The following is a 23,981-nucleotide window of genomic DNA, read 5'->3' as shown; positions in this document are numbered from 1 at the left end:
CCATCGTCTTCAGACTCCTACGTGCTCCACGATGATCTGTTTCGCTGCGCTCCACGCGGGTGAATGGACGTCGCCGAACTCACCGTGTCCGAGCCCGTCGAGCATGTGCAGCTCGGCAGGATCACCGGCGGCCTGCGACGCCTCGACATACGAGCGTGACTGCACGGGATTCACGGTCTGATCTGCGGTACCGTGCACCGCCGTCACCGGCAGGCCGACGGGAAGATGCTCGATCGGAGAGGCAATCGCGTAGCGGTCGGGATGGTCCTCGGGCATGCCGTCGAGCAGCTCGCGTACGAACCCGTCGTGTCCGGCAGTGGCAGCCAGCGACAGATCGAACACCCCGGCCATGATGGTCGCGCTCACCGGACGGATCTGTGGTTGCGAGCCCGGGGCATCCGGGGGGAGGGTGTGTCGTCCTGCGATCCAGGCGGCAAGGTGCCCTCCTGCTGAATGTCCGGCGAGGTGCACCCGATCCAGATCGAGGCTCCCAGCGGCCGCATCCTGCACAGAAGTCGCGAGTGCTTCGGTGGCGTCGTCGGCATCGGCGAGCGTGATCGGCCATCCTCCGGCGCCCTCGACACGACGGTATTCGATGTTCCAGACCGCGATGCCCTCGTCGGCAAGCGATTGCGAGAGCGGCTCGAAATATGACAGGTCGTGATCTTCGAGCCACCCACCACCGTGCACCATCACCACCACCGGGTGCGGGCCGGCGCCACCGGGCAGGTGAAGGAATCCGTAATTGTCGGCATCGTCGCCGTAGGAGATGCGTAGTGCGTCCGGCTGCGTGTCGTGATCGGCTGCTGCGGTGTCACTCGGAGAGTTCGAGCAGCCGGCAGCTAAGGCGACGGCCGTCAGAAATACCGCAGTTCTCAGGCTTGTTGATCGGGTCGACTTCATTCGGCACACCTTTGTTGTCGAAGAGCGGAGAATCACCGGTCGCTACTCGGGGCTGTCACCGGTCGGCTCCGTTGCTCCGGGCGGGAAGCTCAACTGCGCGCGGGACGCTCGCGCCGACCCAGCACCTCCACTACGACCGGGGCAGCGAGCTCCACCGCGAGCAGCAGATCATGGAAGCGGTGGGGCCGCCCCAGAGTGGCACGGGTCGCGAGCCGGCCGACACCTCCGAGAGCCATCAGTCCGGCGAGCACACGCATCCGGTTCAGGTCCGGTTCGGGGCGAGCCGCGGCGTCGAGCCAACTCACACCGTAGCCGGCGAAGACGGGGCCCATGAAGCGCACGTGTGAATCCACGGTCGCGTCATCGGTCATACCGGGCTCCCCGGATACGCCGCCGACGAGCTGGATCCCTCCGATCGCGATGCAGGTCCATCCGGTCACGCGTCCTAAGATTCTCAGGGCTGACATGAGCTCATGATGACAGACACGGCGTTTGTCCGGACCGCGCCGACGATTCCGATGATCCACATCAGACATGAATGCCGAAGGTCTCGATTTTCCGATAGAGCGATGATCGGGCGATTCCCAGCGATTTCGCTGCTGCGACGCGGTTGCCGACACATTCGCGGAGTGCCACCACGGTGGCATCGTGTTCAGTGCTTTCCATCGTCGTCATCGTTCGCCGAGGCGCGGAACTGAGTGCGGGTGGCAGATCTGCAGCAGTGATCGCCCCCGCCGGCAACACAGCGAGGCCGATACTCCAGGGCCGAACTCAATCCTGCACTCCCGACACTGCTTTTGCACTCGCGGTGAACTCAGCGAAGCTCGTTCCGGACTTCTCGCGGGTACTCAGCGCTCGGACGCTGACATCGTGGTCGCCGGCGGCCTTGCGTAGCGACCCCACGGTGGCTTGCTCTCTCGGGGTGTGCGCGAATGGATCGAACGAGTACCAACGCATAGCGTTCTGGTGGGTCATCTTGTTGATGTCGTCATCCGAAACGCCATTGCTCTTGAAGACCGAATCGAGCTGTTCGGGAGCACTGGGCCACATCGAGTCGGAATGCGGATAATCCATCTCCCAGCAGATGTTGTCGATCCCGATGTCGTGACGCAGTTTCACACCGACCGAATCGGAGATGAAGCATGTCAGGAAGTGCTCCCGGAACACCTCCGACGGAAGCTTGCCGCCGAAGTCCTGCAATGTCCATGTCGAATGCATCTCGTAGGTACGGTCGACTCGCTCCAGGAAGTAGGGAATCCATCCGGTACCCCCCTCGGACAAAGCGATCTTCAGGTCAGGGTAGTCCTTGATCGGACGCGACCAGAGTAGGTCGGCTGCGGCCTGCACGATGTTCATCGGCTGCAGCGTGATCATCACGTCCATCGGGCTGTCGGGCGCAGGGATCGACAACCGACCCGACGAGCCGATATGCACATTCATCACTGTGTCGGTATCAACCAACGCTTTCCACAACGGATTCCAGTACTCGTCGTGGAAGCTTGGATAGCCGAGGGCGGCGGGGTTTTCGGTGAACGTAAGAGAATGCACGCCCTTCTTCGATACGCGGCGGACCTCTTGCGCGCAGAGTTCGGCATCCCAGATCGCCGGCAGCGCCATCGGAATGAACCGGCCGGGATGAGAGCCGCACCACTCGTCGATGTGCCAGTCGTTGTACGCCTGCACCAGGGCCAGCGAGAAATCGGAGTCATCTGTAGCGAAAAGACGTGCCGCGAAGCCAGGGAACGATGGGAAATTCATCGTCGCCAGTACACCTCCGGCGTTCATGTCCTTCACCCGTTCGCGTGGGTCGTAACAACCGGGACGGATTTCATCGAGGCCCTGAGGCTCGAGGCCGTACTCCTCCTTGGGGCGCCCGGCCACCGCATTGAGCGCAACGTTCGGAATGACGGTGTCACGGAACTTCCATGTGTCGCTGCCGTCCGGATTGTGGATCAGACGAGGTGCGTCGTCCTTGTATTTCGCCGATAGGTGGTTCACGAACATGTCGGGTGGTTCGATGATGTGGTCATCGATGCTGATCAGGATCATGTCGTCTTTGTTCACAGCACTTCCCTTCTCTTCGTCTCGGTCGTGCCGGCGACGCGACCGCTTTCCAACTGTGCGGGTTATTCGGTGAGCCAGAGTTCTTCTGGCAACACCGACCCGAGGCCGTAGAGGCTTACTCCGTGCACGTGTCCGTTGCTCACCACTGCCGGCGCCGCCCGGTAGTACCAGACGCCTGGGGTCAGTTCGGCCAGTCGTTCCTGCACGGTCTCGTAGGCCGCCCTGCGGTCCTCCACCGATGTTGCGATTCGACCAGCGTCCAGTGCAGCGCTGAGATCAGCATCGTCGATGCCCATGAAATTGCCACTGGAATCGCTGTGGAGTTCCGACCAGAGCGGGATGTCGGGGTCCTGGATGACAACTCCCGAAATGAACATGTCGAAGTCGTGGTTCACAGCGCGCGCGGTGGCCGTGCTGTAGTCCACAACCTCGACAGCGGCCTCGACATTGTCGAAGACACTCAGCTGCGCTTGGAGCGCCTCGGCGACAGTTCGGCTTTCCGTCGTGGGATAGGACATGAAGGTGAACGTCACCGGCTTTCCTTCGGCGGCAAGCTCGTCGAAGAGTTCCTGCGCGGCTGCATGATCCGTGGGTCCGAGGGCGATATCGCTGAAGAAGGGAGATCCCTCCTCGAACAGGGTCTGCGGGACCTTGCCTTCGCCGTTGTAGACCGCCGCGTTGATTGCGTCGGGGTCCACAGCGAGCGCCACCGCACGTCGGGCTCGCTGATCGTCGAACGGTGCGCGCCGGAAGTTCATTCCGATGTACTGTCCACCACCGGTGGGTGCGACCTCGTACGAGTATCCCGCGGCCTCGGCCTTCTTCAGGTTCGCCCAATTCGATTCGGAGGCAAGATCAGCGCCGTCGGTCGTGATTGTGTTGAGCCGTTGGTTGGTGTCGGCCACGGTACGGATCGTCAGCCGGTCCAGATAGGGCTTGGGTGCATCCCAGAAGTCGGGATTTCGCTCCAGTTCGATCGTGTCCTGGCGGGTCCAATTGGTGAGGACGAACGGACCTGCACCTACTGGGTTCTCGTCGAACGAGGCGGGACCCTTCTGGAGTGCTTCCGGAGACGCGATCCAGTTCAGACCACCGGAAACGATAGCCTGCGCAAAATGCGGATTCGGTGTCGTCATGACGACCTTCAGCGTGGTCGGATCGACCACCTCTGTCTCTGCGATCGCTGATGCCCATCGGGTCGACAGCGACCCGAGCGTCGGGTCGCGCAGCCGGTCCCAATTGAACTTCACTGTCGCGGCGTCGAGCGGCGTTCCGTCAGTGAAGGTCAGGCCTGGCTGCAACGTCAAGATGAACGTCGCTCCACCGTCGACGGTGGAGAAGTCCTCTGCCATTGTGTATTCGATATCGAAGGTGTCGATGTCGTTGACCATCAATGTGCCGTACAGTGCGTTACCGAGAACCGGCTGATGAGACCAGGTATTCATCAATGACGCTGGATCGAGTGATCGCGGTTCGCCCGTCTGAATGACGCGTAGCGTTCCGCCGGAGACCGGCTCTCCTGTTTCAGTGGACCCCTCGGCGACCGTGCCGGAACCCGGACCACCGCAACCACTCAGGAGAATCGTGCTGGAGAGGACCGCACCAAATGCGGTCAGTAGACGCCTTCGTCGAAGCATCGAGACCTCTCGTGCAGAAAGGGAAGTGGGAAGAAAGCTACTAGGTGACCGCGCCGGCCGTCTTGAGTTCGATGATGCGCTCCCAGTCGAGTCCGAGTTCTTGCAGGATCTCGTCGGTCTGTGCGGCGAACGCGGGGGCAGGCCCCGTTGCCGGTGCCGCGACATCGAATTGAACGGGGTTGGAGACCAATTCGAGTTCTCCTGCGCGAAGGACATACTCGTTTGCCCGGATCTGCGCGTCCTGGGTCACCTGGAGTGAATCCTGGATCGGAGCCCAGGGCCCGGACAGCGTCGCGAAGCGTTCCGTCCAGTCCCGAAGCGTGCGGGTGGCGATTGCCTCTCGGAGAATCGCCACAGCCTTGTCGGTGTTGGCTGCAATCTGCTCGACGTCGACGAAACGTGGATCGTCCGCCAACTCGGGGCGGTCGATGTGTCGGCAGACGTCTGCCCAGTACTTGTCCGGCTGCATCATCACGAACGACAGATAGCGGTCGTCGGCGGTGGCGTAGACCCCGACCAGCGGGTTGCTCGGCGCGCCATGGGCACCGATCGGCGGTGCGACCATCGGCTCACCGAGATGGGCAGACAGTGCAATCCCGTGTCCGAGGGCCCATAGCCCGCTGCCCAGCAGTGACACGTCGACCAAGGCCGGCTCACCCGTCCGTTCGCGGTGGAGGAGTGCTGCGGTAATTCCTCCGGCGAGGTTCGTTCCTGAGATGGTGTCGCCGAAGGCGGGGCCAGGGGGCGGAATCATTCCTTCGACCCCCGGAGGGGTGATGGTCGCGGCGACGCCGGCTCTCGCCCAGAAGGCCGTCATGTCGTATCCACCCTTGTCCGACTCGAGTCCTCTTGGGCCGAACGCGCTGCCGCGTGCATAGACGATCTTCGGGTTCACAGCGCGTATATCATCCACGTCGATTCGAAACCTCGTCCGCGCGTCGGGCAGGAAACTGGTCAGGAAGACGTCTGCAGTGCGGGCAAGGCTTTTCAGCACATCCTTGCCCTCGTCTGTCCCCATGTCGATACCGATGCTGCGCTTTCCTCGGTTTGCGTGCTCGATGTTGGGGTTCGGATCGCCCTCGACCCGCATGGGGCCGACTTGCCGGAGCCCGCGTTGGGGATCGCCCACGACGGCGTGCTCGACCTTGATGACGTCCGCGCCCCATTCGGCAAGAACTGCGCCCGCTGATGGGACGAAGCCGTACATCGCGACCTCGAGAACTCGGAACCCTGCGAGTGGCTTCATTCGGAGACTCCTCGGTTGGACTGACGGGAGGCCATTGTCGAATACGGGGAACGCCTGCTGTACGGGTGTACTGTAGCAACACCGGGGACTCTCGTATAGATCGAAAATCGGTTCCCACCAACATCACCCACGGGCAGGAAAGTCCTGGCCCGTTCCGGATCGGAGGATCGGCAATGCGCATCGGATTCATCGGAGTCGGAAGTCAAGGTGCTCCCATGACGCGCCGTATCATCGATGCGGGCTACGAGACGACACTGTGGGCGCGGAGGTCCGCCTCGCTCGAGCCGTTCTCGGGGACACCGGCAAAGATCGCGGGGTCTCCAGCGGAACTGGCTGCGGGAAGCGATCTTGTGTGCCTCTGTGTCGTCAGCGATGCCGATGTCCAGGAGATCATATCCGGGCAGCATGGAATCCTTGCCGGAATCGATGAGGGTGGTGTGATCGCCATCCACAGCACCGTGCATCCCGATACATGCCGCTCAGTCGCAGACAATGCCGCGGGACATGGCGTCGCGGTAATCGATGCGCCGGTGAGCGGTGGCGGCCAGGCTGCCGCTGCAGGGAATCTGCTCGTAATGGTCGGAGGCGAGACGAAGGTCGTGGAGCGGTGCCGGCCCGTGTTCTCGACTTACGGAAATCCGGTCGTGCACATGGGGGCTCTCGGATCCGGACAGGTCGCGAAACTTCTGAACAACCTTCTGTTCACCGCGAATCTCGGAGCTGCTGCGGATACGTTTGCGCTCGGACGTTCTCTCGGAGTCGAACCGGAGGCTCTGGCAGAAGTCATCACTCGTGGTTCTGCACACAGCTATGCAGTGGGCAGTATCGTCGCGGGCGGAGGCACCGTCGAACCCATCGCAGCGCTCGCTGGGCCACTGCTCAACAAGGATGTCGCGTTGGTGTCCGGTCTGGCCGACGCGGCTGACATATCGGCCGGAATCGCATTGACCGCGGCGGATGGGACTCTGGGTCTGATGAATCACCCACGCTGAGAGGCCGGGTGCCCCTCGCGCCTGAGGGGCACCCGACAATGCACTGCAGTGCCGGGGTCGTCAGCCAGGCAGGCCGATGGTCTTGATTTCGAGGTACTCCTCGAAACCCTGCGTGCCGTTGCGTCGGCCGAGTCCACTTTGTTTGGTACCACCGAACGGGCTGGTGATCCCGAAGAAGGATTTTCCGTTGACGGTGACACTGCCGGTACGCATGCGCTGTGCGACGGCCAGCGCTCGATCATTGTCAGCGCTGCTCACCTCACCGGACAGGCCGTAGATCGAGTTGTTGGCGATCGCAATGGCCTCGTCGTCGGTGTCGTAGGCGGTCACGGTCAGGACCGGGCCGAAGATTTCCTCTTGCGCGATTCTGGAGTCGGGATCGACGTCGCCCAACAGAGTCGGCTGCGTGTAGTAGCCCGTGGGCAGGTTCTCCGGAATGCCGCCGCCGGTGATGAGGGTGGCGCCGGATTCGACACCGTCGGTGATCAGGCCGAGTACCTTCTGACGCTGGGTTTCGCTGATCTGGGGGCCCTGCATGTTGCCGGGAACCCACGGGTCGCCCACCGGGAACGATTCCATGGTGGCCTTCAGCACCGCGATGCCTTCGTCGTAGCGGCTGCGCGGTAACAGGATCCGGCTGGGCAGGATGCAGCTCTGCCCCGACATGACGCATGCCATCACGGCCGCCATCGGGAGGGACGCGTCGAGGTCGGCGTCGTCGAGCACGATGTGGGCCGATTTTCCGCCGAGTTCGAGCATCGTCTTCTTGACCGTGGGTGCGGCGGCAGCCAGGATGGCTCGTCCGGTGGCGGTCGACCCGGTGAAGGTGATCATGTCGACCCGTGGATCCGCCGACAGTGCCGCGCCCACCTCGTTGGCGTTCGACAATACGACGTTGAAGACGCCGGGTGGGATGTCGGTCTCCTCGGCGACGATCCGTCCCAGTTCGCTGCCGGACCACGGGGTGAGCTGTGCGGGTTTGAGGACGACGGTGTTTCCGGCCATCAGCGCCGGCATCGTTTCGGCGATATTGAGATAGAACGGTACGTTCCACGGGGTGATCGCGCCGACGACCCCGACCGGGTCGAAGTGCAGGAGCCTGCGTGCCGGACCCATCACGGTGGGATGTGTGCCTGTGTCCTGCAGATAGTCGAAGTTCCGGCCGTAGTCGGCCCAGTGTTTCACCTCGTCGATCGGTTCTTCGATCTGGCTTCTGGTCACGCCGATGGGGCAGCCGACTTCGGTCACCACGATGCGGCGCAGGCGCTCCATGTTCCTGGTCAGCGCCTCGTGAAGCTGGATCAGGCAGTGGTAGCGGAACTCGACGTCGCGCGACCACTCGGTGGTGTCGAATGTGCGTCGGGCGGCGCCGATGGCGCGTTCCATGTCGGATACGGTGCCGTCGGTGGCGAGGCCGACGATTTCTTCACTGCCGGGGTGGATCACGTCGAATGTTGCGCCGCTGCTGGTGTGTTGCAGTTGGCCGTCGATCAGCATGCGATCGTCGCCGGCCAATATTCCGGTGTCGTCCTGTCCTGACGTCATATCGCTCCGTTCGCTCGGTTGATTGTCGGTAACTACCAAAGTTGTGGCGCGGGTGTATCGAGATCGAGAGGGCGTCGGTACGACAGATCGCGACGGTCCCTGGTCCCGGAGTGGTATCCCTGTTCTTTGAAGAATGGGGTCTGTAACACGCGGGCATCCGCCAAGAACATCGTCTCGACGGTTGATCTACGAAGGGCGATGCGCCAGTGACCGTCCCGTCGCTCCAGGCGGTCGATGTAGCGTCCGCTGACGAACTGTGCGGTCTTGCCGTCGGCGCCGAGGAGAACCACAATCGCGTAGCTGTCGGCATGTGCGATGTCGCCATCGATATCACACGAGTGGGTCGTGATGTTGTGGGTGTGCACCTGGGAGGTCGCGGCATGGGTCTTGTTGGCCCACTCGCCGTAATCGGGACCGGGATTCTTGGTGAGACCGTGTTCGTCGACTGCGTCGGGGTGATAGGCAGCGGTGATGAGGTCGATGTCGTGGCGGTCGCATCCGCGGGCGTGCCCAACGATGCAATCCAGAATGGCGGTTCGGTCCATCAGGTAGCGGACGTCCTGCTTCAAGGTATCCAGACCGGTTTCGGTGCTCATTACTCTCCTGTTCAAGTTGTCTCGACTCGCGCCGGTTGCGCAGCAGCTCGGCGACATCTCGATCCTGGTGGAACTTTACGGACGTATAGCATGCGGAGTGGGCGATTGTGAGGAATCATGGGTGGGTTGCCGGTGAGCCACGAGGTCCCGGCAGGTGCGAAGATGGATCGAGTACTACTGAGTGAGGTGGAATGGCTTCATCGCCGAGGCGCGTAGGTGCTGATACATCCAAGACGAGGGATGTTCTGCTCGACTGTGTCGAAAAGATGGTGCTGGCCAAGGGCTATGCCAGTGTCAGTTATCGCGCGCTCGCAACGGAGGCGGGCGTGACCGCAAGTCTCGTTCAGTACTATTTCCCCACTCTCGATGACATCTTCCTTGCTGCCATCAGGCGATATTCGGATCGCAATCTGGCTGCGCTGCAGAAGGCGCTCTCTCGTCGATCGGACGACCCTCTGCGAGCGCTGTGGGAGTACAGCTGGGACGAGGCGACTGCCACCCTCACGACCGAGTTCATGGCGCTCGGCAATCACCGCGAGTCGATCCGGTCCGAGATTGCGGAAGTCACCGAGCGCGTGCGGAGTCTGCAGCTGGACGTTCTGGCCGCAAAATTCGGTCGTGACGGCAGCCCGGACGGGCAACTCTCGATCGGTGCGGCGTTGCTACTGATCACCGGTATTCCCAAGTTTCTCAATCTGGAGGAAGGCATCGGCGTGACCACCGAGCATGCGGCGCTGGTGGATGCGCTCGAGCGCTACCTCGATTCGGTGGAGCCACGTACCGGGCCGGCGAAACGGAAACGCCGTCCGCGCACAGCGGCACCGGACAAGTCGTCCCTCAGCTGACCATCGCGGGCATCGAATCCCAGCCGCGTACCGTCGAGGTGCGCGACCGGCGCGCGGCATCGATATCGATGTCCCATTTCGGAAACCGGTTCAAGACCTCCTCCAGGGCGACGCGCCCCTCGATACGAGCAAGCGGAGACCCGAGGCAGAAATGCGCTCCGCGCCCGAAGGTCAGGTGCGACACCGATTTCCTGTGGATATCGAACCGATCCGGATCGTCGAAGTGCCGTTCGTCGCGGTTTCCCGACGCAAGCATGAGTAACATTGCGCTTCCTGCCGGGACGGTCTGCCCGTGGATCTCGACGTCTTCGGTGACATATCGCGCGACATGGGGACCTGGCGCCTCGTAGCGCAACAACTCCTCGATCGCGCCGGGAACGAGTGACCTGTCATCGACGAGTTCCTGACGCTGATCGGGGTGCTCGGCCAGTACCTTGCCCATCCACCCGAACAGGCGACCGGTTGTTTCGACACCTGCCCCTGCGATGACCGCAAGGAAGATGAGGATCTCTTCGGAGCTCAGATGCCGCGTCGTGCCCGACTCGTCGTCGAACTCGACGTCGAGTAGTTCGGTGATCAGGTCGTCGGAGGGGTTTTTCTTCCGCCATGCGACGTAGTCGGCGAACATGTCCCCGTCGAAATAGTGATCCTTTTTCACGGGCAACGGCTCGCCCGGTTTGTTCCGCAGCACGCGATGTGCCTGGGCTCGCACCGCGGGTTGGTCGGCGTCGGGAATCCCGACGAGCATCCCGATCGTCCGCATGGGTAGTTCCGCTCCGAGGTCCAGGACGAAGTCGAAGTTCTCGCCACCGACGAGTGGGTCGAGGCAGGCTATGCAGAACGCGCGGATCTTGTCTTCCAGTGCCCGCATTCTTTTCGGTAGAAAAGCGCGGGATACCAGCGCGCGATGGATGGTGTGCAACGGCGGATCTTCGTTGATGAATACACCTGGCGGCATGACCGGGTCGGCCTTGACGACCTCGAGGAGGTCCCCCTTTGCCGAGCTGAATCTCTTCGGATCCTTCAGGGCCGACTCGACGTCGTCGTACCGACTGAGGCCCCAGAAGTCATGAGGCTCGTTGTAATAGAGGGGCGCTTCGTCTCGCAGGCGTCGGTAGGTCGGATACGGGTCGAGGTCGATCTCGACGTGCCACGGGTCGTAATACAGATCGTTCAACTTCTCACTCCTCGTTTCGAATTCGATTTCACTCTATCGCAGTTGCTGTACGGTCGTATAGTGTCGCAATCCGGTAAGGCGCATACGGTTTCGGCCCGACCGGTGATCACCTACGCAAACGTCCACTTTCAGCCAGGAGCAGTCACATGAACGATCGGTTCTCCCTCGAAGGGCGCGTTGCCCTCATCACCGGCGGCGGCACCGGGATCGGACGCAGTGCCGCATTGGTCCTTGCCGAGCACGGCGCCGATGTCGTGCTCGCGGGTCGCCGCCCCGATCCGCTGGAATCCACTGCGAAAGAGATCGACGTGATGGGACGACGATCGCTGGCCGTACCCACTGATGTCACCAGTGCTGACGGGTGCCGGCAGCTGGTCGAGACCACCCTGCGGGAGTTCGGGCGGGTCGACATCCTCGTCAACTGTGCTGGTGGAGCGGACACTCAGCCGATCAGGAAGTGGGCCGACGATGAATTCGATCAGGTCATGGCGCTGAATTTCGGCGCTGTCTGGCATCTGTCACGGGCAGTGTCCACCCCCATGCTCGAACAGGGCAAGGGTGCGATCGTGAACATCTCGTCGGGCGCAAGCCTGCTGGCAATGCCTCAGGCTGCTCCGTACGCCGCAGCGAAAGCCGCAGTGAACAATCTGACGGGATCGATGGCCGCGGCCTGGACCGGCAAGGGTATCCGGGTGAACTCCATCGCTGTCGGCGCAGTTCGAGCGGCCACTCTACTCGACGACGCTGCCCGGTACGGGCTGGATCCCGAGACTTTCGGTTCGAGCAATGCCTCCAAGCGCCTGGGTGAGCCCGAGGAAATCGGCTATGGCGTCCTGTTCTTCGCGTCCGACGCCTCGAGTTTCTGCTCGGGTCAGACCCTGTACATGCACGGCGGTCCGGGCCCTGCAGGGGTGTGAGCACACACTCTCGGTCACTCGAGTACAAGAATTTCGATGTGCGCGTGACCTCGCCGGAGTTCGACTCTTGTGCGACGCAGGTCACATGCGCTATACATTCGTACAACACCCAGAAGACGGAGTGAACGCATGGAAAGTTCGACTCGCACCGCGGTGGTCACCGGTGGCGCTTCAGGTATCGGTCGCTCCGTCTGTGAGCACCTCGCCGCCCAGGGGCATCGCATCGGAGTTGCCGACGCGAACGCGGAAGCGTCCGAGAAACTCGTTGCCGAATTGCGCTCCGCTGGCGCCGAAGCGGTTGCCGTCGAGGTCGACGTTGCCGACTCTGCCGCGATCACAACGGCACTCGGTACGGTGCGCGAGGCGTTCGGGCCCATCGAAATCCTCGTCACCAGCGCCGCGCTCGGTGGATTCACACCGTTCGAGGAGATCACCCTCGACGACTTCAACCGGTATGTGGCCGTCAATCTCACGGGAACGTTCCTGTGCATCCAAGGAGTACTGCCGGACATGGTCTCCGCCGGATGGGGACGTATCGTGACGATCTCGTCGGCCGCGGGCCAGACCGGCGCCGTGAATCAAGGCCATTATGCCACGACGAAAGGTGGTGTCATCGCGCTGACGAAAACGGTGGCACTCGAGTATGCCGCTCGCGGAATCACCGTCAACACCATTCCGCCGTTCGTCGCCGACACACCGATGCTCCGGGGCCAGCAAGAAGCAAAGAAGCTGCCGCCGGAGAAGATTCTGTCCCGAGCAATTCCTATGGGACGACTCGGATCCGGCGACGATATCGCAGCGATGTGCGCCTTCTTGTGCACGGATGCCGCCGGATATGTCACCGGGCAGGTCATCGGGGTCAACGGCGGCGCTGTCGTCTGAACCGAGGCGACCGATAGGTGTCCTCGAGTCCGTCGTAGTACTGCAGGCCAGTTCTGAGTTCTCCGATCGAAAGGGAAACGTCATGAGTCGTGTACAAGGGAAAGTCGCCTTCATCAGCGGGGCGGCGCGCGGGCAGGGCCGCAGCCACGCCGTGCGACTCGCCGAAGAGGGTGCAGACATCATCGCGATGGACTTCTGTACCGATCTTGCGGCGGTCAACTATCCGATGGCCCGTCCGGAGGATCTCGAAGAGACAGCGCGACTGGTCGAGAAGGCCGGCCAGCGTGCCGTTGTCATCGAGGCGGATGTACGTGAACGCGCGCAAGTCATCTCGGCACTGGACACAGGATTGGCGGAGCTCGGAAAACTCGACATCGTGGTCGCGAACGCGGGGATCGCGGCGATGACAGGCGAACCGGCTCTTCAGGCGTGGTGCGACACCATCGATACGAATCTGGGTGGAGTGATCAACGTCGTTCAGGCCGCACTGCCGCACCTCAGCGAGGGGGCATCGATCATCGCTACCGGATCGACGGCCGCCCTGATGGACATCAGTAAGACCGATTCGCCCGGTCAGGACCTCGGCGGCGTTGCGTATCCTCTCGCGAAACGCATGCTATCCCAGTATGTTCACACCCTTGCGCTGCATGTGGCGCCGCGAAGCATCCGCGCAAACGTGGTTCATCCCACCAATTGCAACACCGACATGTTGCAGAGCGAGCCCATGTACAAGGCATTCCGTCCCGATCTCGAACACCCCGCGCGTGAAGACGCAGAACCGCTCTTCGCCTTCATGCAAGCAATGCCGATCCCGTACGTGGAACCTGCCGACATCAGTAACATGGTGTTGTTCCTCGCATCCGACGAGTCACGGTACGTGACCGGCATGCAGATGCGTGTCGATGGTGGCGGCTATCTCAAGTGGTACGACTACCATGTCTGACGTCGCCGACACTGCCAGGAAGGCGCCTCGTTATCACTTCGACCGACACACTCCCGAGTATCGTGCGCGGTTCGACGAGATCACCGAGGAGATGCATCAGAAATGCCCGATTGCGTGGACGGACACCTACGACGGACACTGGGTTGCCGCCAGTAGTCAAGCGGTATTCGAACTTGCGCGGTGCCCGTATGTCTCCACCGACCACGATGTCCACGGGCAACGCCGCGGGTACAAGGGTATCGGGATACCGGTGCTGATGGACACCCACGGCATCCGGGGCGGCATGCTGGAAATGGACGATCCGGAGCACCGGATCTATCGAAGTGCGTTGAATCCGTATCTGTCACCGGCGGCCGTCGCACGGTGGGTGCCGTTCGTCGACGAAGTCGTGCGTGCGTGCCTCGACGACAAGATCGAGGACGGTCAGATCGACTTCGTCGACGACCTGGCCAATATCGTGCCGGCGGTCTTGACCTTGGCGATGCTCGGTATCCCGTTGAACAAATGGGCGATCTACAGCGAACCGGCACATGCCTCCGTCTACACATCTCCGGACTCGCCCGATGCGGAACGTGTGCTGGACCTTTTCATGGCCATGGGCACGGACCTGTTCACCAGTATGATGGAAATCCGAGACACTCCACGCCCGGGAATCATCCACGCGCTCAACCAGGTCCGCCTCGACGGTCTTCGACCGGACGACATGGAGATCATCGGGATGTTGAACCTGGTGATCGGCGGTGGGTTCGACACGACCACGGCGCTCACCGCCCACGCGCTCGAGTGGTTGTCCGAGCACCCGGAAGAACGTGGTCGGTTGAGTGACGAGCGGGCGACCCTGATGAAGTCGGCGACCGAAGAGTTTCTGCGGTTCTACACGCCGGCACCTGGTGATGGGCGCACCGTCGCGGAAGACGTCCATGTCGATGGTGTGCAGTTCCGGGAGGGAGATCGACTTTGGTTGTCATGGGCGATGGCCAACCGCGACCCCGCGGTATTTCCCGAACCGAACCGGATGGTGTTGGACAGGCCGGGCAATCGACACTTCAGCTTCGGGCTGGGTATGCACCGGTGTATCGGATCGAATTTCGCACGCACAGTGTTCAAGTCGATGGTCATGGCGGTACTCGATCGAATCCCCGACTACCGTTGCATACCCGAGCAGACCGTGCACTACGACACCATCGGAGTCATTCAAGGCATGCGGAACCTTCAGGCGACGTTCACGCCGGGGAAGAGAGTCGGCGCCGGCCTCGACGAGACACTCGATCGATTGCAGAAGATCTGTGATGAGCAGGAAATCGCGAGGCCCGTCACGGAAACACAAGCCCGCGTCAGAATCTAGGTGACTTGGCTATGAGGAAGCGATCGATCGGAAGGTCGACGACGGCCGACGGAAGCGGGAGGCGCCCACATCGTATGAGAACCAGCGCCGACGGTGCCTCGTGATGACGGGCATGGACCCGCATGCCGACGGTGTCTCCCGAGCTGTGAATGCAGTACGAGGCGCTACCGCAGCGTTGTTGACGACTGGTGAGAGCCGGGCGGGGCTCGCCGCGATCGCGGCGCGGATCCACGCGGCTGCGGACCGTCTGGAGGTCCGCGCAGACACAGTGGCCGACCGGTTACAGCAGATGGACAAGATCGGCCGGATCATGCGATACAGCCCAGTGGTAGGTTCGGTGAACGCCATCGCCCCGCCGCTTCGGTTGCAACCTTCCGAGAGTGGTCTCGAAGGCACGGTGTGTTTCTCGGCCGCGTATCGAGGTGTGAACGCGATGGTGCACGAGGGTGCCGCCGCGTTGGTTCTCGATGTGGCGTTGGCCGAGGCCAATATTCATGCGGGTGCGGTCGGCGTGACTGCGCAACTCACGCTGCGCTTCCACCGACCGATTCCAGTGGGCTGTGAACTGCGCGTCACTTCCCGGCACGACAGCGTGAACGGACGGAAGATCTTCTCATCCGGTCAGTTGTGGATGGGCAAGGAACTCTGTGTGAGTGCGGAAGGACTGTTCGTTGCAGTACCACGAGAGGTACCCGGTGCACCCCGACGACCAGAGTGAAGCAGAGCAAGTGCACCCACTCGAACATGCTGCGAACGGCTTACGGCGGCTGACCAGCTTGCTGTTGAGAGTGTACGAGGACGATCGCGCGCTTCTCGCGGTCGCAGAAGAACTCGAAGAGATCAGAGACCGGCTCGAGAAGGACGCGGGTACGGCACACGATTCGGTGCGCGATGGCAGTAGCTCTGATCCGGTGTCTGGGCGCGTCAACGCTCTAGCACCGCCGTTGACGATGAAAGTAGGCGACGACGGATTCGTCGCGGCCAGCGGAGCCCTCGGCCTTGAATACCAAGGACCGCGTGGAATGGTGCACGGGGGAGTGTCGGCGTTGCTGCTTGCGCATGTGCTCGTCGTGGCAGCCGGCGCCGAGGGAGTTTCGGCGGAGACACTGTCGATCCGCTACGGCCAACGGGTTCCGTTGTTCGAAGAACTAGTGGTCACCGGTGGTGAAGTGGAACGGGCCGTCGGCCGAGTCGCAGTCCGCGGTGCCATCACGGTAGCGGGGAGCGTGGCGGTTTCCGCGGAGGGACGGTTCGTTGCACGGGCCGATCCCGACCTCTCGTCGCAGCAGATGTCACCAGGTGGCCGAGATGGCCGGTCTCGAGAATCTCCACGCCATCGTCCACGGTGAGGTCACGCCCGATTTCGCTGAGTGACATGCATTTTCGGTGTTGATCCGTTCGGTCCCCCGAGCTTGCAGTCGCACCCGGGCCGATAGTGGACCGGGTGCGACGAGTAAGGAATCCGGATCGAGGTACAGCTCAACGCATTGCGGACATTGTGCTCGATGGCACCGACAATGGCAGTCGCCGGAGGAATCGTCGACGATTCGTCCTCGAGTCAGGCGTCGGTGTCAGCTTCGGGCTCACGGTCCCCAAGGGGTCAATGCAAGCTTTCCGCGAACTCGTCCTGATTCGCTGAGCTTGTGGGCCTCGGTGATATCGGCAAGTGACATGGTCTGTTCGACCTCGACCCGTACCTTCCCGTCGGCGGCGAGTTGCCCGATGGAAGTCAGGTCGGCAGGAGATGGGTGCCCGACTACTCGGCGGTAGCGGGGGTCGTCAGTGGCGTCCGAGCCTTGTGCATCAATGTATCGGCCGTCGGCTCGCAGTATCCGCAGAGAGCGTGATCCGTACGCGCCGCCGACGAGATCGATCACGGCGTCCACTTCTTGGACTGAAGCGGCGAAATCTGACTCGGTATAGTCGACCAGTTCATCGGCGCCCAGTGCCCGAAGGAAATTGTGGTTCACGGTACGGGCGGTGCCGATCACATGTGCGCCTCGACGATGGGCGAATTGGACCGCAAGGTGGCCGACGCCGCCTGCTGCAGCATGGATCAGAACACGCTCGCCATTGTGCACATCTGCGAGATTGATTGCCTGCCATGCTGTCAGCGCGGCCGTTGGCAGGACGCCGGCATGAATGGGATCCAGGTTCGCTGGCCGTAGCGCGAGAGTATCGGCGTTGGCGAGAGCGAATTCGCCGTAGGCGCCCTTTTTGCTGAAGATCATGCCGAACACTTCGTCCCCAGGCTGAAACGACTCGACTTCGGGCCCGATCTCGACGACGGTGCCGGAGAGATCGAATCCGAGGGTGAAAGGCGGGGGCCCGAGGTGAGTGACGACGCCGGCCCGAAGTTTGCAGTCGACCGGATTGACCGATGTGGCGCACATGCGGACAAGTACCTGACCCGTACGCGGCGTCGGACGCGGGGCCTCGACCGTTCGTAGTACTTCAGGTCCGCCCAGGATGTCCTGGCTGATCGCTTTCATTGACGGGGGCATCAGCACTCAGTTCTCTCAGTCGAGGTGTTGTCGGACCGCAGCCGTGCAGGCGCGTAGATTTTCGGTTCGTTGCGTATAGCCGTTGTTCTTGCTGGTTCGGCCGCCCGCGCGGCGAGCGACGCCCTGTGCTCCATTTGTGCTCTCGTGGCGCAAGTATACGACTGTACAGCAAGTGACGCTGATGTGAGAGACGCGTTTCGAACCGATGCTGGATACAGTGCGCAGTCCGGCCACCGATACTTCGCTCGAGATCGAGGAGTTTCGGCAGGTCGGTGATCAGCTCGAAGAAGGCTACGGAGTGACGACCTTTCGCAGTGCATGAGTAAGAGGCCGAGGTGACTGCTGGCCTGGTTCAGTACTACCTTCCATCGTCGGACGACCTCCGTGTGGGTGTGTACTTGAGTGAAAACTGCGGTCGCCCTGGTAGTTCGCCGGCGCTCGTTACCCGCCACCTCGACACATACGTTGGCGTGACAGATGCTATACGGATGTATAGTATCGGTCCATGGGGGTGCGCATGTGAACGACCTGAAAGGCTATGTCGATTGCGGGCCGCGAGCATTGCTGGTGGCGTCACCTCATCGGACGGGGAGTGATTCGAGCGTCCTCGAGATAGCTGAAGTAATAAGCGGTCAAAGATTGCAGCGGCACAACATATCGGCCCAGCACGTGCTGGGCCTGACAGAAGGGATCAGCCAGGCATGGCTCGAATCGAACCAATTCCGTTCGCCGAGTGGTCATCGGCCATGCGCGAGGCGATCACCGCGCTCGTGCCAGAATCGCCACGATACCCTTTGCGCTCCGGGAAAAATCGCCCCCGAGCGGAAAACGCACTCGGCACGCTCGCACACCATCCGAGGTTGGCCAGGGCCTTCTTCGGTCTCAACGGCCACCTGATGACAACAACCACACTCAGCGAAAGGCAGCGGGAACTACTCATCATGAGAGTTGCCGCCGTTCGCGAATCTAGCTATGAATGGGCGCAGCACTATTTCATCTCGCGCGAGATCGGTCTCGATGCCGAGACGATTGCGCGTATCGCTTTCGGTCCGAACGCTCCATTGTGGGAGCCGATCGACGCGGCGTTGCTGCGCGCTGTCGACGAGCTGATCGAGGAGGGTGCAATCACCAGGGCTACCTGGTCCACACTCGCGACCGAGCTCGACTCTCAGCAGATGCTCGACGTTATCTTCACCGTCTCGGGATACGACGCGTTCGCACGCGTACTGCGTTCGTGTGAGGTCGAACTCGACGCTGACCTCATGCAATTCGCCAGTGATAGCTCATTCTCGCCCGACACGGGCGACTCCTGAGATCGATCTCGCGGTCTCGCCGTAGGAGATTGTGTTACCGCAACCTGCAGGTGAATCCCAGTACGCAGATAAAGGTCGGATCAGAGAAGGTCGATGGAGGCGCACATAATATGCGGTCGACGACTATTCGCCGGCCGGCGTACGCGTATCAGGCTGCGGTTGTAGTCCGGGCGCTACGCATCCCCATTCCTCCACCTGAGCGAGCACGCTTCGATGCGCAGTATTGCCACGACGAATCCTAAGGTATTCATCACCTTCGATGAGTTCGGTCCTCTACGGTACAACGCCGGACTTTCGGCAGACGTACCGATTGTCGGGCGCGGCTCCGGTCGGCCATTTCATCGGTATGCTCAATGCGTTCTTGATTCCCGTCCTGCAGGGAACCGCCATTTTCATCACTGATGCATGGAATCCTCACAAGACACTGAGCCTGATGCTCAGGGACAAAGTGACCTTCGGTGGCGGCACACCTTATTTTGTCATCAGCTTCCTCGATCATCCCGACTTCAGGCCGGAACACCTCGAGTTCATGCGGTACGCAGGAATGGGCGGATCGTCGGTCCCCGCACTGTCACCGACAATAAAAGCGACATCATCATTCGCGGTGGAGAGAACATCAGTGCACTCGAGGTGGAGGAAGCGCTTCTCGGTATGCCCAGTATCGCGGAAGCAGCTGCGGTTGCGGCACCGAACGCCAGGCTCGGCGAACACACTGCTGCGGTGGTGCGTGTACGACCGGGATCGACTACGCCCACCATCAGCGATATTCGTGCACATTTCCCCCGTACTGCCACCGGTAAAGTGCAGAAGGCCAAGCCAGCCACTTGCTGCCTCTTGTCGCCGGCAGGATCGGTGGACAGTGATGCTGCGAAGCGCTGCGTCCATGGGCGACATGACAAGGTCCGACACGGTGGGATCGGTCCACGCGCCGGGATGGTGCGAACCACTATGGTCGCGGGATGCACGAACGTGTGGCAGATCGTCGCCTCTGGACCTGGGTGGTGCTGCTCGGACTGACGGGCCAACTGGCCTGGACGGTCGAGAACATGTACCTCAACCTGTTCGTCTACAACACGATCACCGACTCGCCGACGGTACTCGCCACCCTGGTCGCGACGAGTGCCGTCGCCGCGACCCTGGCGACACTGCTTGCGGGCGCGGCGTCGGACCGAACTGGCAGACGACGCGAGTTCATCGCGGTCGGGTACGTGCTGTGGGGCCTCTGTACCGCCGGTTTCGGGCTGGTGAGCGTCGATGCCGCCGCATCATTGTTGCCGATGTTCGATGCGGTGACAGTCACGGTGATCGCTATCATCGTACTCGACTGTGTGATGAGCATTTTCGGGTCGAGTGCGAACGACGCCGCGTTCAATGCGTGGGTCACCGACTCGACCCGCCCTGACAATCGCGGCCGCGTCGACGGCGTGCTGGCCACGATGCCATTGCTGGCGATGCTGCTGGTGTTCGGTGCGCTCGACCCGCTCACCAGGGGCGGCCAGTGGATGCTGTTCTTCACGATCATCGGCGGCGCCACCGCGGCGGTCGGGGTGATCGCCTGGTTCGGGGTCCGCGAGCCGCGACAACCGAGACCGAGCGGCAGTTACCTGTCGTCGGTGGTCCATGGCTTGCGTCCCAGCACCGTGCGCGACAATCCGCGGCTGTATCTGGCATTGCTGGCCTGGGCGATCCTCGGAACGAGCACCCAGGTGTTCCTGCCGTACCTGATCATCTACGTGCAGCGGTACCTCGACATGGACGGATACGCGATCGTCCTGGCGTCGGTGTTGATCGGTGCGGCAGTGATCAGCGTGATCGGCGGCCGGGTACTGGACCGTATCGGCCCATCCAGGGGAATCCTGCCCGTCGCCGTTGTCTATGTCGTCGGTCTGCTCCTGATGTTCCCTGCGCGGGGAATGCTCGCTGTCATCGGAGCAGGCATCGTGATGATGGCGGGATTCATGCTGGGGGTCGCGGCGATCTCGGCAACCGTTCGGAACCTGACTCCGCTGGATCGCGCGGGCCAGGTGCAGGGACTGCGGATGATGTTCGCCGTCCTCGTGCCGATGGTGATCGGACCGTTCCTCGGTGCCGCTGTGATCACCGGTGCCGACGAGACATTCGTCGATCTCGGGGTCGTGAAACAGGTGCCGACACCGTGGATCTTCCCTGCCGCCGCAGTCGTGGTGGTATTGATCGTCATCCCCGTCGTCCTGCTGCGGAAGGTAGGCGGCGCACAGACACTCGCACCGAAACCTCTGGAGACCAGCCTGTGATCACCGAATGGGGCGAAACCCTCGATCCCGACCGCGTCCTGCCCGAATACCCGCGCCCACAACTCATGCGCGACTCCTACGTCAACCTCAACGGCCACTGGGACTATGCCATCATCTGCGCCTCGGTCACCGAGCGACCCCGCGACTGGGACGGGGAGATCGTGGTGCCGTTCTCACCGGAAGCACCGCTATCCGGCGTCGATCGGATACTGCAGCCGGGCGAAGCGCTGTGGTATCGGCGGAGCGTCACGCTGCCTGCGGGATTCGTGCGTGATCGTGTGTTGCTCCATTTCGGAGCCGTCGACCAGGATTGCGAAGTGTGGGTCGACGGCACATTCGTCGGGGGGCATCGAGGCGGATACCTGCCGTTCACCCTCGACGTCACCGACGCTCTGCGCGGTGAGAGTCACGAACTCGTCGTCCGGGTCCGGGATGTCACCGACACGTCGTGGCGTAGCCGCGGAAAACAGAAACTCGAGCGCGGTGGTATCTGGTACACACCGCAATCCGGGATCTGGCAGACGGTGTGGCTCGAATCAGTGCCGCAGCGGTGGGTCGAGCGGCTCGATCTCGTGCCGCACGTGGACACCGGTGAGGTCGAGGTGTGTGTGGTGGTCGGCGGCACTGGCGAGGGTGCTGCCGTCGTCACGATCGGTGCCAACGGCAGCGACGTCGTTTCGGGCAGCGTGCCGGTCGGGGTGCCGACGCGGTTGCGGCTCGGCGACGACGTGCGTCTCTGGTCGCCCGAGGATCCGTTCCTGTACGACGTCGAGGTCACCCTCGGTGCCGACAACGTGTCGAGTTACGTCGGGATGCGTTCGTTCGGTATCGGACCCGATGCGACAGGCACCATCCGACTCCTGCTCAACGGCGAACCGTATCTGCATGCGGGCCTGCTCGATCAGGGGTACTGGCCCGACGGCCTCTACACCGCGCCGTCGGACGACGCGCTCATCCACGACATCGTCACGGCCAAGGAACTCGGTTTCACGATGCTGCGTAAGCACATCAAGATCGAGCCGCTGCGCTGGTACCACCACTGCGACCGGCTGGGCATCCTCGTGTGGCAGGACATGGTCAACGGTGGTCGGAGCTACCGGCAGGCGGTCGTCACCGCACCCGTCGCTCTACCCGTGAAGTTGGACGATTCTCACTACACCTGGTTCGGACGGCAGGACGCCGAAGGACGCACCGAGTTCCTCGAGGAGCTCGATACGACTGTGGCGCTGCTGCGTTCGACACCGAGCATCGCCGCATGGGTGCCGTTCAACGAGGCATGGGGACAATTCGATGCCGTCGTGGCCTCCGCGCGAATCAAGGCGCTCGACGCCACCCGGCCCGTCGACCATGCCAGCGGTTGGCACGACCAAGGTGGAGGCGACATGGCCAGCCGGCACGTCTACTTCCGGCCCTATCGGCTGTCGCGGGCCGACGCGAAAGATGAGCGTGTCGCGGTGTTGTCGGAGTACGGCGGGTATTCCTATCGGGTCCCGGGGCACGTGTGGAGCGACAAGGAGTTCGGCTACCGCAAATTCGCCGACCAGTGGACCTACGAGCGCGCCTTTCTGCGTCTGCAACATACGCAAGTTGCCCCGGCAGTCGAGGACGGGCTCGCGGCCTTCATCTACACCCAGCTCGCCGACGTCGAAGAAGAGACGAACGGTCTGATGACCTACGACCGTCGGGTCCTGAAGGTCGACGCCGACGCCGTTCGTGCGTCGAACCTTCGGTTGCGCGGCCGACACGACCACGCCGCCGGGGGAGCGGCATCACCTCTCGCAGTGCGGGAACGGGAGATCACCGATCCGGTACCCCTGACCCGGCCCGACGGACGCCTGAACCCCGGCGCGGTCGGGTGGACGCGCACACCGCTGATCACCACCGACGGTATCGGCCGCGGCAGGGCGGGGAAAGGACGCAACAAGCGGTGGGAGTACTGGGCGGTGACCACACCGACCCATGTGGTCGCGCTCGTGGTGTCCGACATCGATTACGCAGCAGTGCACGGTATCTGGCTACTCGACCGGGCAAGCGGGGAAACGATCGCATACGACGCCATCGGGTTGCCCCGCACCGCGACCTTGCCGGCCAATCTCGGTGAGGGTCCGGTTCGATCCCGCACCGGGAAAGTACGGATCGATATCGACGAGGTCGACGGCGGGACGCGGTTGTGGGCGCGCGGCGAGCGTGTGGAGATCGACATCCTTGCTCAGAGACCGGAGTGCCACGAGTGTCTCGGTGTCGTCGTGCCGTGGACCGATCGACTGTTCCAGTACACCGTCAAGGACGTCGCTCGGCCCGCCACCGGGACCATTCGTGTCGACGGCGTCGTCTCGGACGTGCCCGAAGGGGAGTCGTGGGCGACGCTCGACCATGGGCGCGGACGCTGGCCGTACGCGGTGCACTGGAACTGGGGCGCGGGATCCGGCCGCACCGACGGCAAGGTGATCGGAATCCAAGTCGGTGGGAAGTGGACCGACGGATCCGGATCGGTGGAGAACGCACTGGTCGTCGACGGGCATCTGTCGAAGATCAGCGAAGAGTTGGTGTGGACCTACGATCCGGGCGACTGGATGGCGCCGTGGCGGATCACCGGCGACACCGTCGACCTCACCTTCACCCCGTTCCACCTGAAGAAGTCCGTCACCGACCTGAAGATCTTCTCCTCCCGCACCCACCAGTGTTTCGGCCATTGGTCCGGCACGGTCGCGGATGACACCGGCGCTCGGGTGCGCGTCGAGGACATCGTGGGGTGGGCGGAGGATGTCCGGAACCGCTGGTGACGTGGTATCGGCAGGC

Annotated in this window: 21 protein-coding genes and 1 pseudogene; 12 read left to right on the top strand and 10 right to left on the bottom strand. The window is 62.5% G+C overall.

The genetic code is table 11. The features are described 5' to 3' along the window. Positions 1-9 precede the first annotated feature (9 nt). The 6 genes from ACZ46K_RS23485 to ACZ46K_RS23460 form a co-directional block, all read right to left on the bottom strand. Positions 10-903 (bottom strand): alpha/beta hydrolase family protein, encoded by an 894-nt coding sequence (locus tag ACZ46K_RS23485; RefSeq protein WP_464745030.1) that lies wholly within the window; start codon positions 901-903, stop codon positions 10-12. Between the two features lie 89 nt (positions 904-992). Further along, positions 993-1,370: a DUF4345 domain-containing protein gene (locus ACZ46K_RS23480; RefSeq protein WP_464745028.1), complete on the bottom strand. Its 378-nt coding sequence runs from the start codon at positions 1,368-1,370 to the stop codon at positions 993-995. Positions 1,371-1,431: 61 nt separating this feature from the next. After that, positions 1,432-1,569, bottom strand: a complete 138-nt coding sequence (locus ACZ46K_RS23475; RefSeq protein WP_464745026.1) for a helix-turn-helix domain-containing protein — start codon at positions 1,567-1,569, stop codon at positions 1,432-1,434. A gap of 105 nt (positions 1,570-1,674) precedes the next feature. Then, complete coding sequence (locus ACZ46K_RS23470; RefSeq protein WP_464745024.1) at positions 1,675-2,967, bottom strand: amidohydrolase family protein; 1,293 nt, start codon at positions 2,965-2,967, stop codon at positions 1,675-1,677. A gap of 62 nt (positions 2,968-3,029) precedes the next feature. Next, a complete protein-coding gene (locus tag ACZ46K_RS23465; protein WP_464745022.1) occupies positions 3,030-4,412 on the bottom strand; it encodes an ABC transporter substrate-binding protein in 1,383 nt (460 codons plus the stop codon). Between the two features lie 232 nt (positions 4,413-4,644). Next, positions 4,645-5,850, bottom strand: coding sequence for a CaiB/BaiF CoA transferase family protein (locus tag ACZ46K_RS23460; protein ID WP_054805153.1), 1,206 nt, complete (start codon positions 5,848-5,850; stop codon positions 4,645-4,647). Between the two features lie 173 nt (positions 5,851-6,023). On the opposite strand from ACZ46K_RS23460, the gene ACZ46K_RS23455 reads away from it, so the two are divergent. Continuing rightward, positions 6,024-6,842 carry an NAD(P)-dependent oxidoreductase gene (locus ACZ46K_RS23455; RefSeq protein WP_054805152.1) on the top strand — a complete coding sequence of 273 codons (819 nt, stop codon included), beginning with the start codon at positions 6,024-6,026 and terminating at the stop codon, positions 6,840-6,842. Positions 6,843-6,902: 60 nt separating this feature from the next. On the opposite strand, the gene ACZ46K_RS23450 is transcribed toward ACZ46K_RS23455, so the two are convergent. Both ACZ46K_RS23450 and ACZ46K_RS23445 read right to left on the bottom strand, forming a co-directional pair. Beyond that, positions 6,903-8,387 carry an aldehyde dehydrogenase family protein gene (locus ACZ46K_RS23450; RefSeq protein ID WP_054809616.1) on the bottom strand — a complete coding sequence of 495 codons (1,485 nt, stop codon included), beginning with the start codon at positions 8,385-8,387 and terminating at the stop codon, positions 6,903-6,905. A gap of 32 nt (positions 8,388-8,419) precedes the next feature. Then, complete coding sequence (locus ACZ46K_RS23445; RefSeq protein WP_054809615.1) at positions 8,420-8,983, bottom strand: nuclear transport factor 2 family protein; 564 nt, start codon at positions 8,981-8,983, stop codon at positions 8,420-8,422. Between the two features lie 191 nt (positions 8,984-9,174). Between ACZ46K_RS23445 and ACZ46K_RS23440 the strand changes: the two genes are divergently transcribed. Next, a complete protein-coding gene (locus tag ACZ46K_RS23440) occupies positions 9,175-9,828 on the top strand; it encodes a TetR family transcriptional regulator (RefSeq protein WP_054805151.1) in 654 nt (217 codons plus the stop codon). Here the strand turns inward: ACZ46K_RS23440 and ACZ46K_RS23435 are convergent. Then, on the bottom strand, positions 9,821-11,005 hold the full coding sequence (locus tag ACZ46K_RS23435; protein ID WP_054805150.1) for a cytochrome P450: 1,185 nt from the start codon (positions 11,003-11,005) through the stop codon (positions 9,821-9,823). The two genes, ACZ46K_RS23440 and ACZ46K_RS23435, sit on opposite strands and share 8 nt — an antisense overlap. Positions 11,006-11,151: 146 nt before the next feature. Here ACZ46K_RS23435 and ACZ46K_RS23430 point away from each other — a divergent pair, with 146 nt between their 5' ends. The 6 genes from ACZ46K_RS23430 (at position 11,152) to ACZ46K_RS23405 (ending at position 16,441) form a co-directional block, all read left to right on the top strand. Then, complete coding sequence (locus ACZ46K_RS23430; protein ID WP_464745020.1) at positions 11,152-11,922, top strand: SDR family NAD(P)-dependent oxidoreductase; 771 nt, start codon at positions 11,152-11,154, stop codon at positions 11,920-11,922. 129 nt (positions 11,923-12,051) lie between these two features. Then, a complete protein-coding gene (locus ACZ46K_RS23425; protein ID WP_054805147.1) occupies positions 12,052-12,804 on the top strand; it encodes an SDR family NAD(P)-dependent oxidoreductase in 753 nt (250 codons plus the stop codon). Positions 12,805-12,886: 82 nt separating this feature from the next. Continuing rightward, on the top strand, positions 12,887-13,747 hold the full coding sequence (locus ACZ46K_RS23420) for a mycofactocin-coupled SDR family oxidoreductase (protein WP_054805146.1): 861 nt from the start codon (positions 12,887-12,889) through the stop codon (positions 13,745-13,747). Then, positions 13,740-15,092 (top strand): cytochrome P450, encoded by a 1,353-nt coding sequence (locus tag ACZ46K_RS23415; RefSeq protein WP_054809614.1) that lies wholly within the window; start codon positions 13,740-13,742, stop codon positions 15,090-15,092. Before ACZ46K_RS23420 ends, ACZ46K_RS23415 begins: the two co-directional genes overlap by 8 nt. Before the next feature lie 103 nt (positions 15,093-15,195). Further along, positions 15,196-15,810 carry a PaaI family thioesterase gene (locus ACZ46K_RS23410; RefSeq protein ID WP_054809613.1) on the top strand — a complete coding sequence of 205 codons (615 nt, stop codon included), beginning with the start codon at positions 15,196-15,198 and terminating at the stop codon, positions 15,808-15,810. 70 nt (positions 15,811-15,880) lie between these two features. Beyond that, complete coding sequence (locus ACZ46K_RS23405) at positions 15,881-16,441, top strand: PaaI family thioesterase (RefSeq protein WP_464745017.1); 561 nt, start codon at positions 15,881-15,883, stop codon at positions 16,439-16,441. Positions 16,442-16,675: 234 nt separating this feature from the next. On the opposite strand, the gene ACZ46K_RS23400 is transcribed toward ACZ46K_RS23405, so the two are convergent. Further along, complete coding sequence (locus ACZ46K_RS23400; RefSeq protein WP_054805142.1) at positions 16,676-17,584, bottom strand: zinc-binding dehydrogenase; 909 nt, start codon at positions 17,582-17,584, stop codon at positions 16,676-16,678. A 713-nt stretch (positions 17,585-18,297) separates the two neighbouring features. On the opposite strand from ACZ46K_RS23400, the gene ACZ46K_RS23395 reads away from it, so the two are divergent. The 4 genes and pseudogenes from ACZ46K_RS23395 to ACZ46K_RS23380 all read left to right on the top strand — a co-directional run bounded on the left by ACZ46K_RS23395 (position 18,298) and on the right by ACZ46K_RS23380 (position 23,965). After that, entirely contained in the window at positions 18,298-18,909 is a 612-nt protein-coding gene (locus tag ACZ46K_RS23395; protein WP_464745015.1) for a carboxymuconolactone decarboxylase family protein, read from the top strand. Between the two features lie 319 nt (positions 18,910-19,228). Further along, positions 19,229-19,719: pseudogene (locus ACZ46K_RS23390) on the top strand (AMP-binding enzyme); the annotation flags it as partial. A gap of 149 nt (positions 19,720-19,868) precedes the next feature. Next, on the top strand, positions 19,869-21,182 hold the full coding sequence (locus ACZ46K_RS23385; RefSeq protein ID WP_464745014.1) for an MFS transporter: 1,314 nt from the start codon (positions 19,869-19,871) through the stop codon (positions 21,180-21,182). Continuing rightward, positions 21,179-23,965: a DUF2804 family protein gene (locus ACZ46K_RS23380; RefSeq protein WP_132471211.1), complete on the top strand. Its 2,787-nt coding sequence runs from the start codon at positions 21,179-21,181 to the stop codon at positions 23,963-23,965. The genes ACZ46K_RS23385 and ACZ46K_RS23380 overlap by 4 nt, the downstream gene beginning before the upstream one ends. Positions 23,966-23,981: the final 16 nt, after the last annotated feature.

This window comes from Rhodococcus sp. JCM 9793 (genome assembly GCF_055380405.1).
The sequence above is the reverse complement of the archived record's forward strand: the minus strand, read 5'-3'. Positions and strand labels throughout refer to the sequence as shown.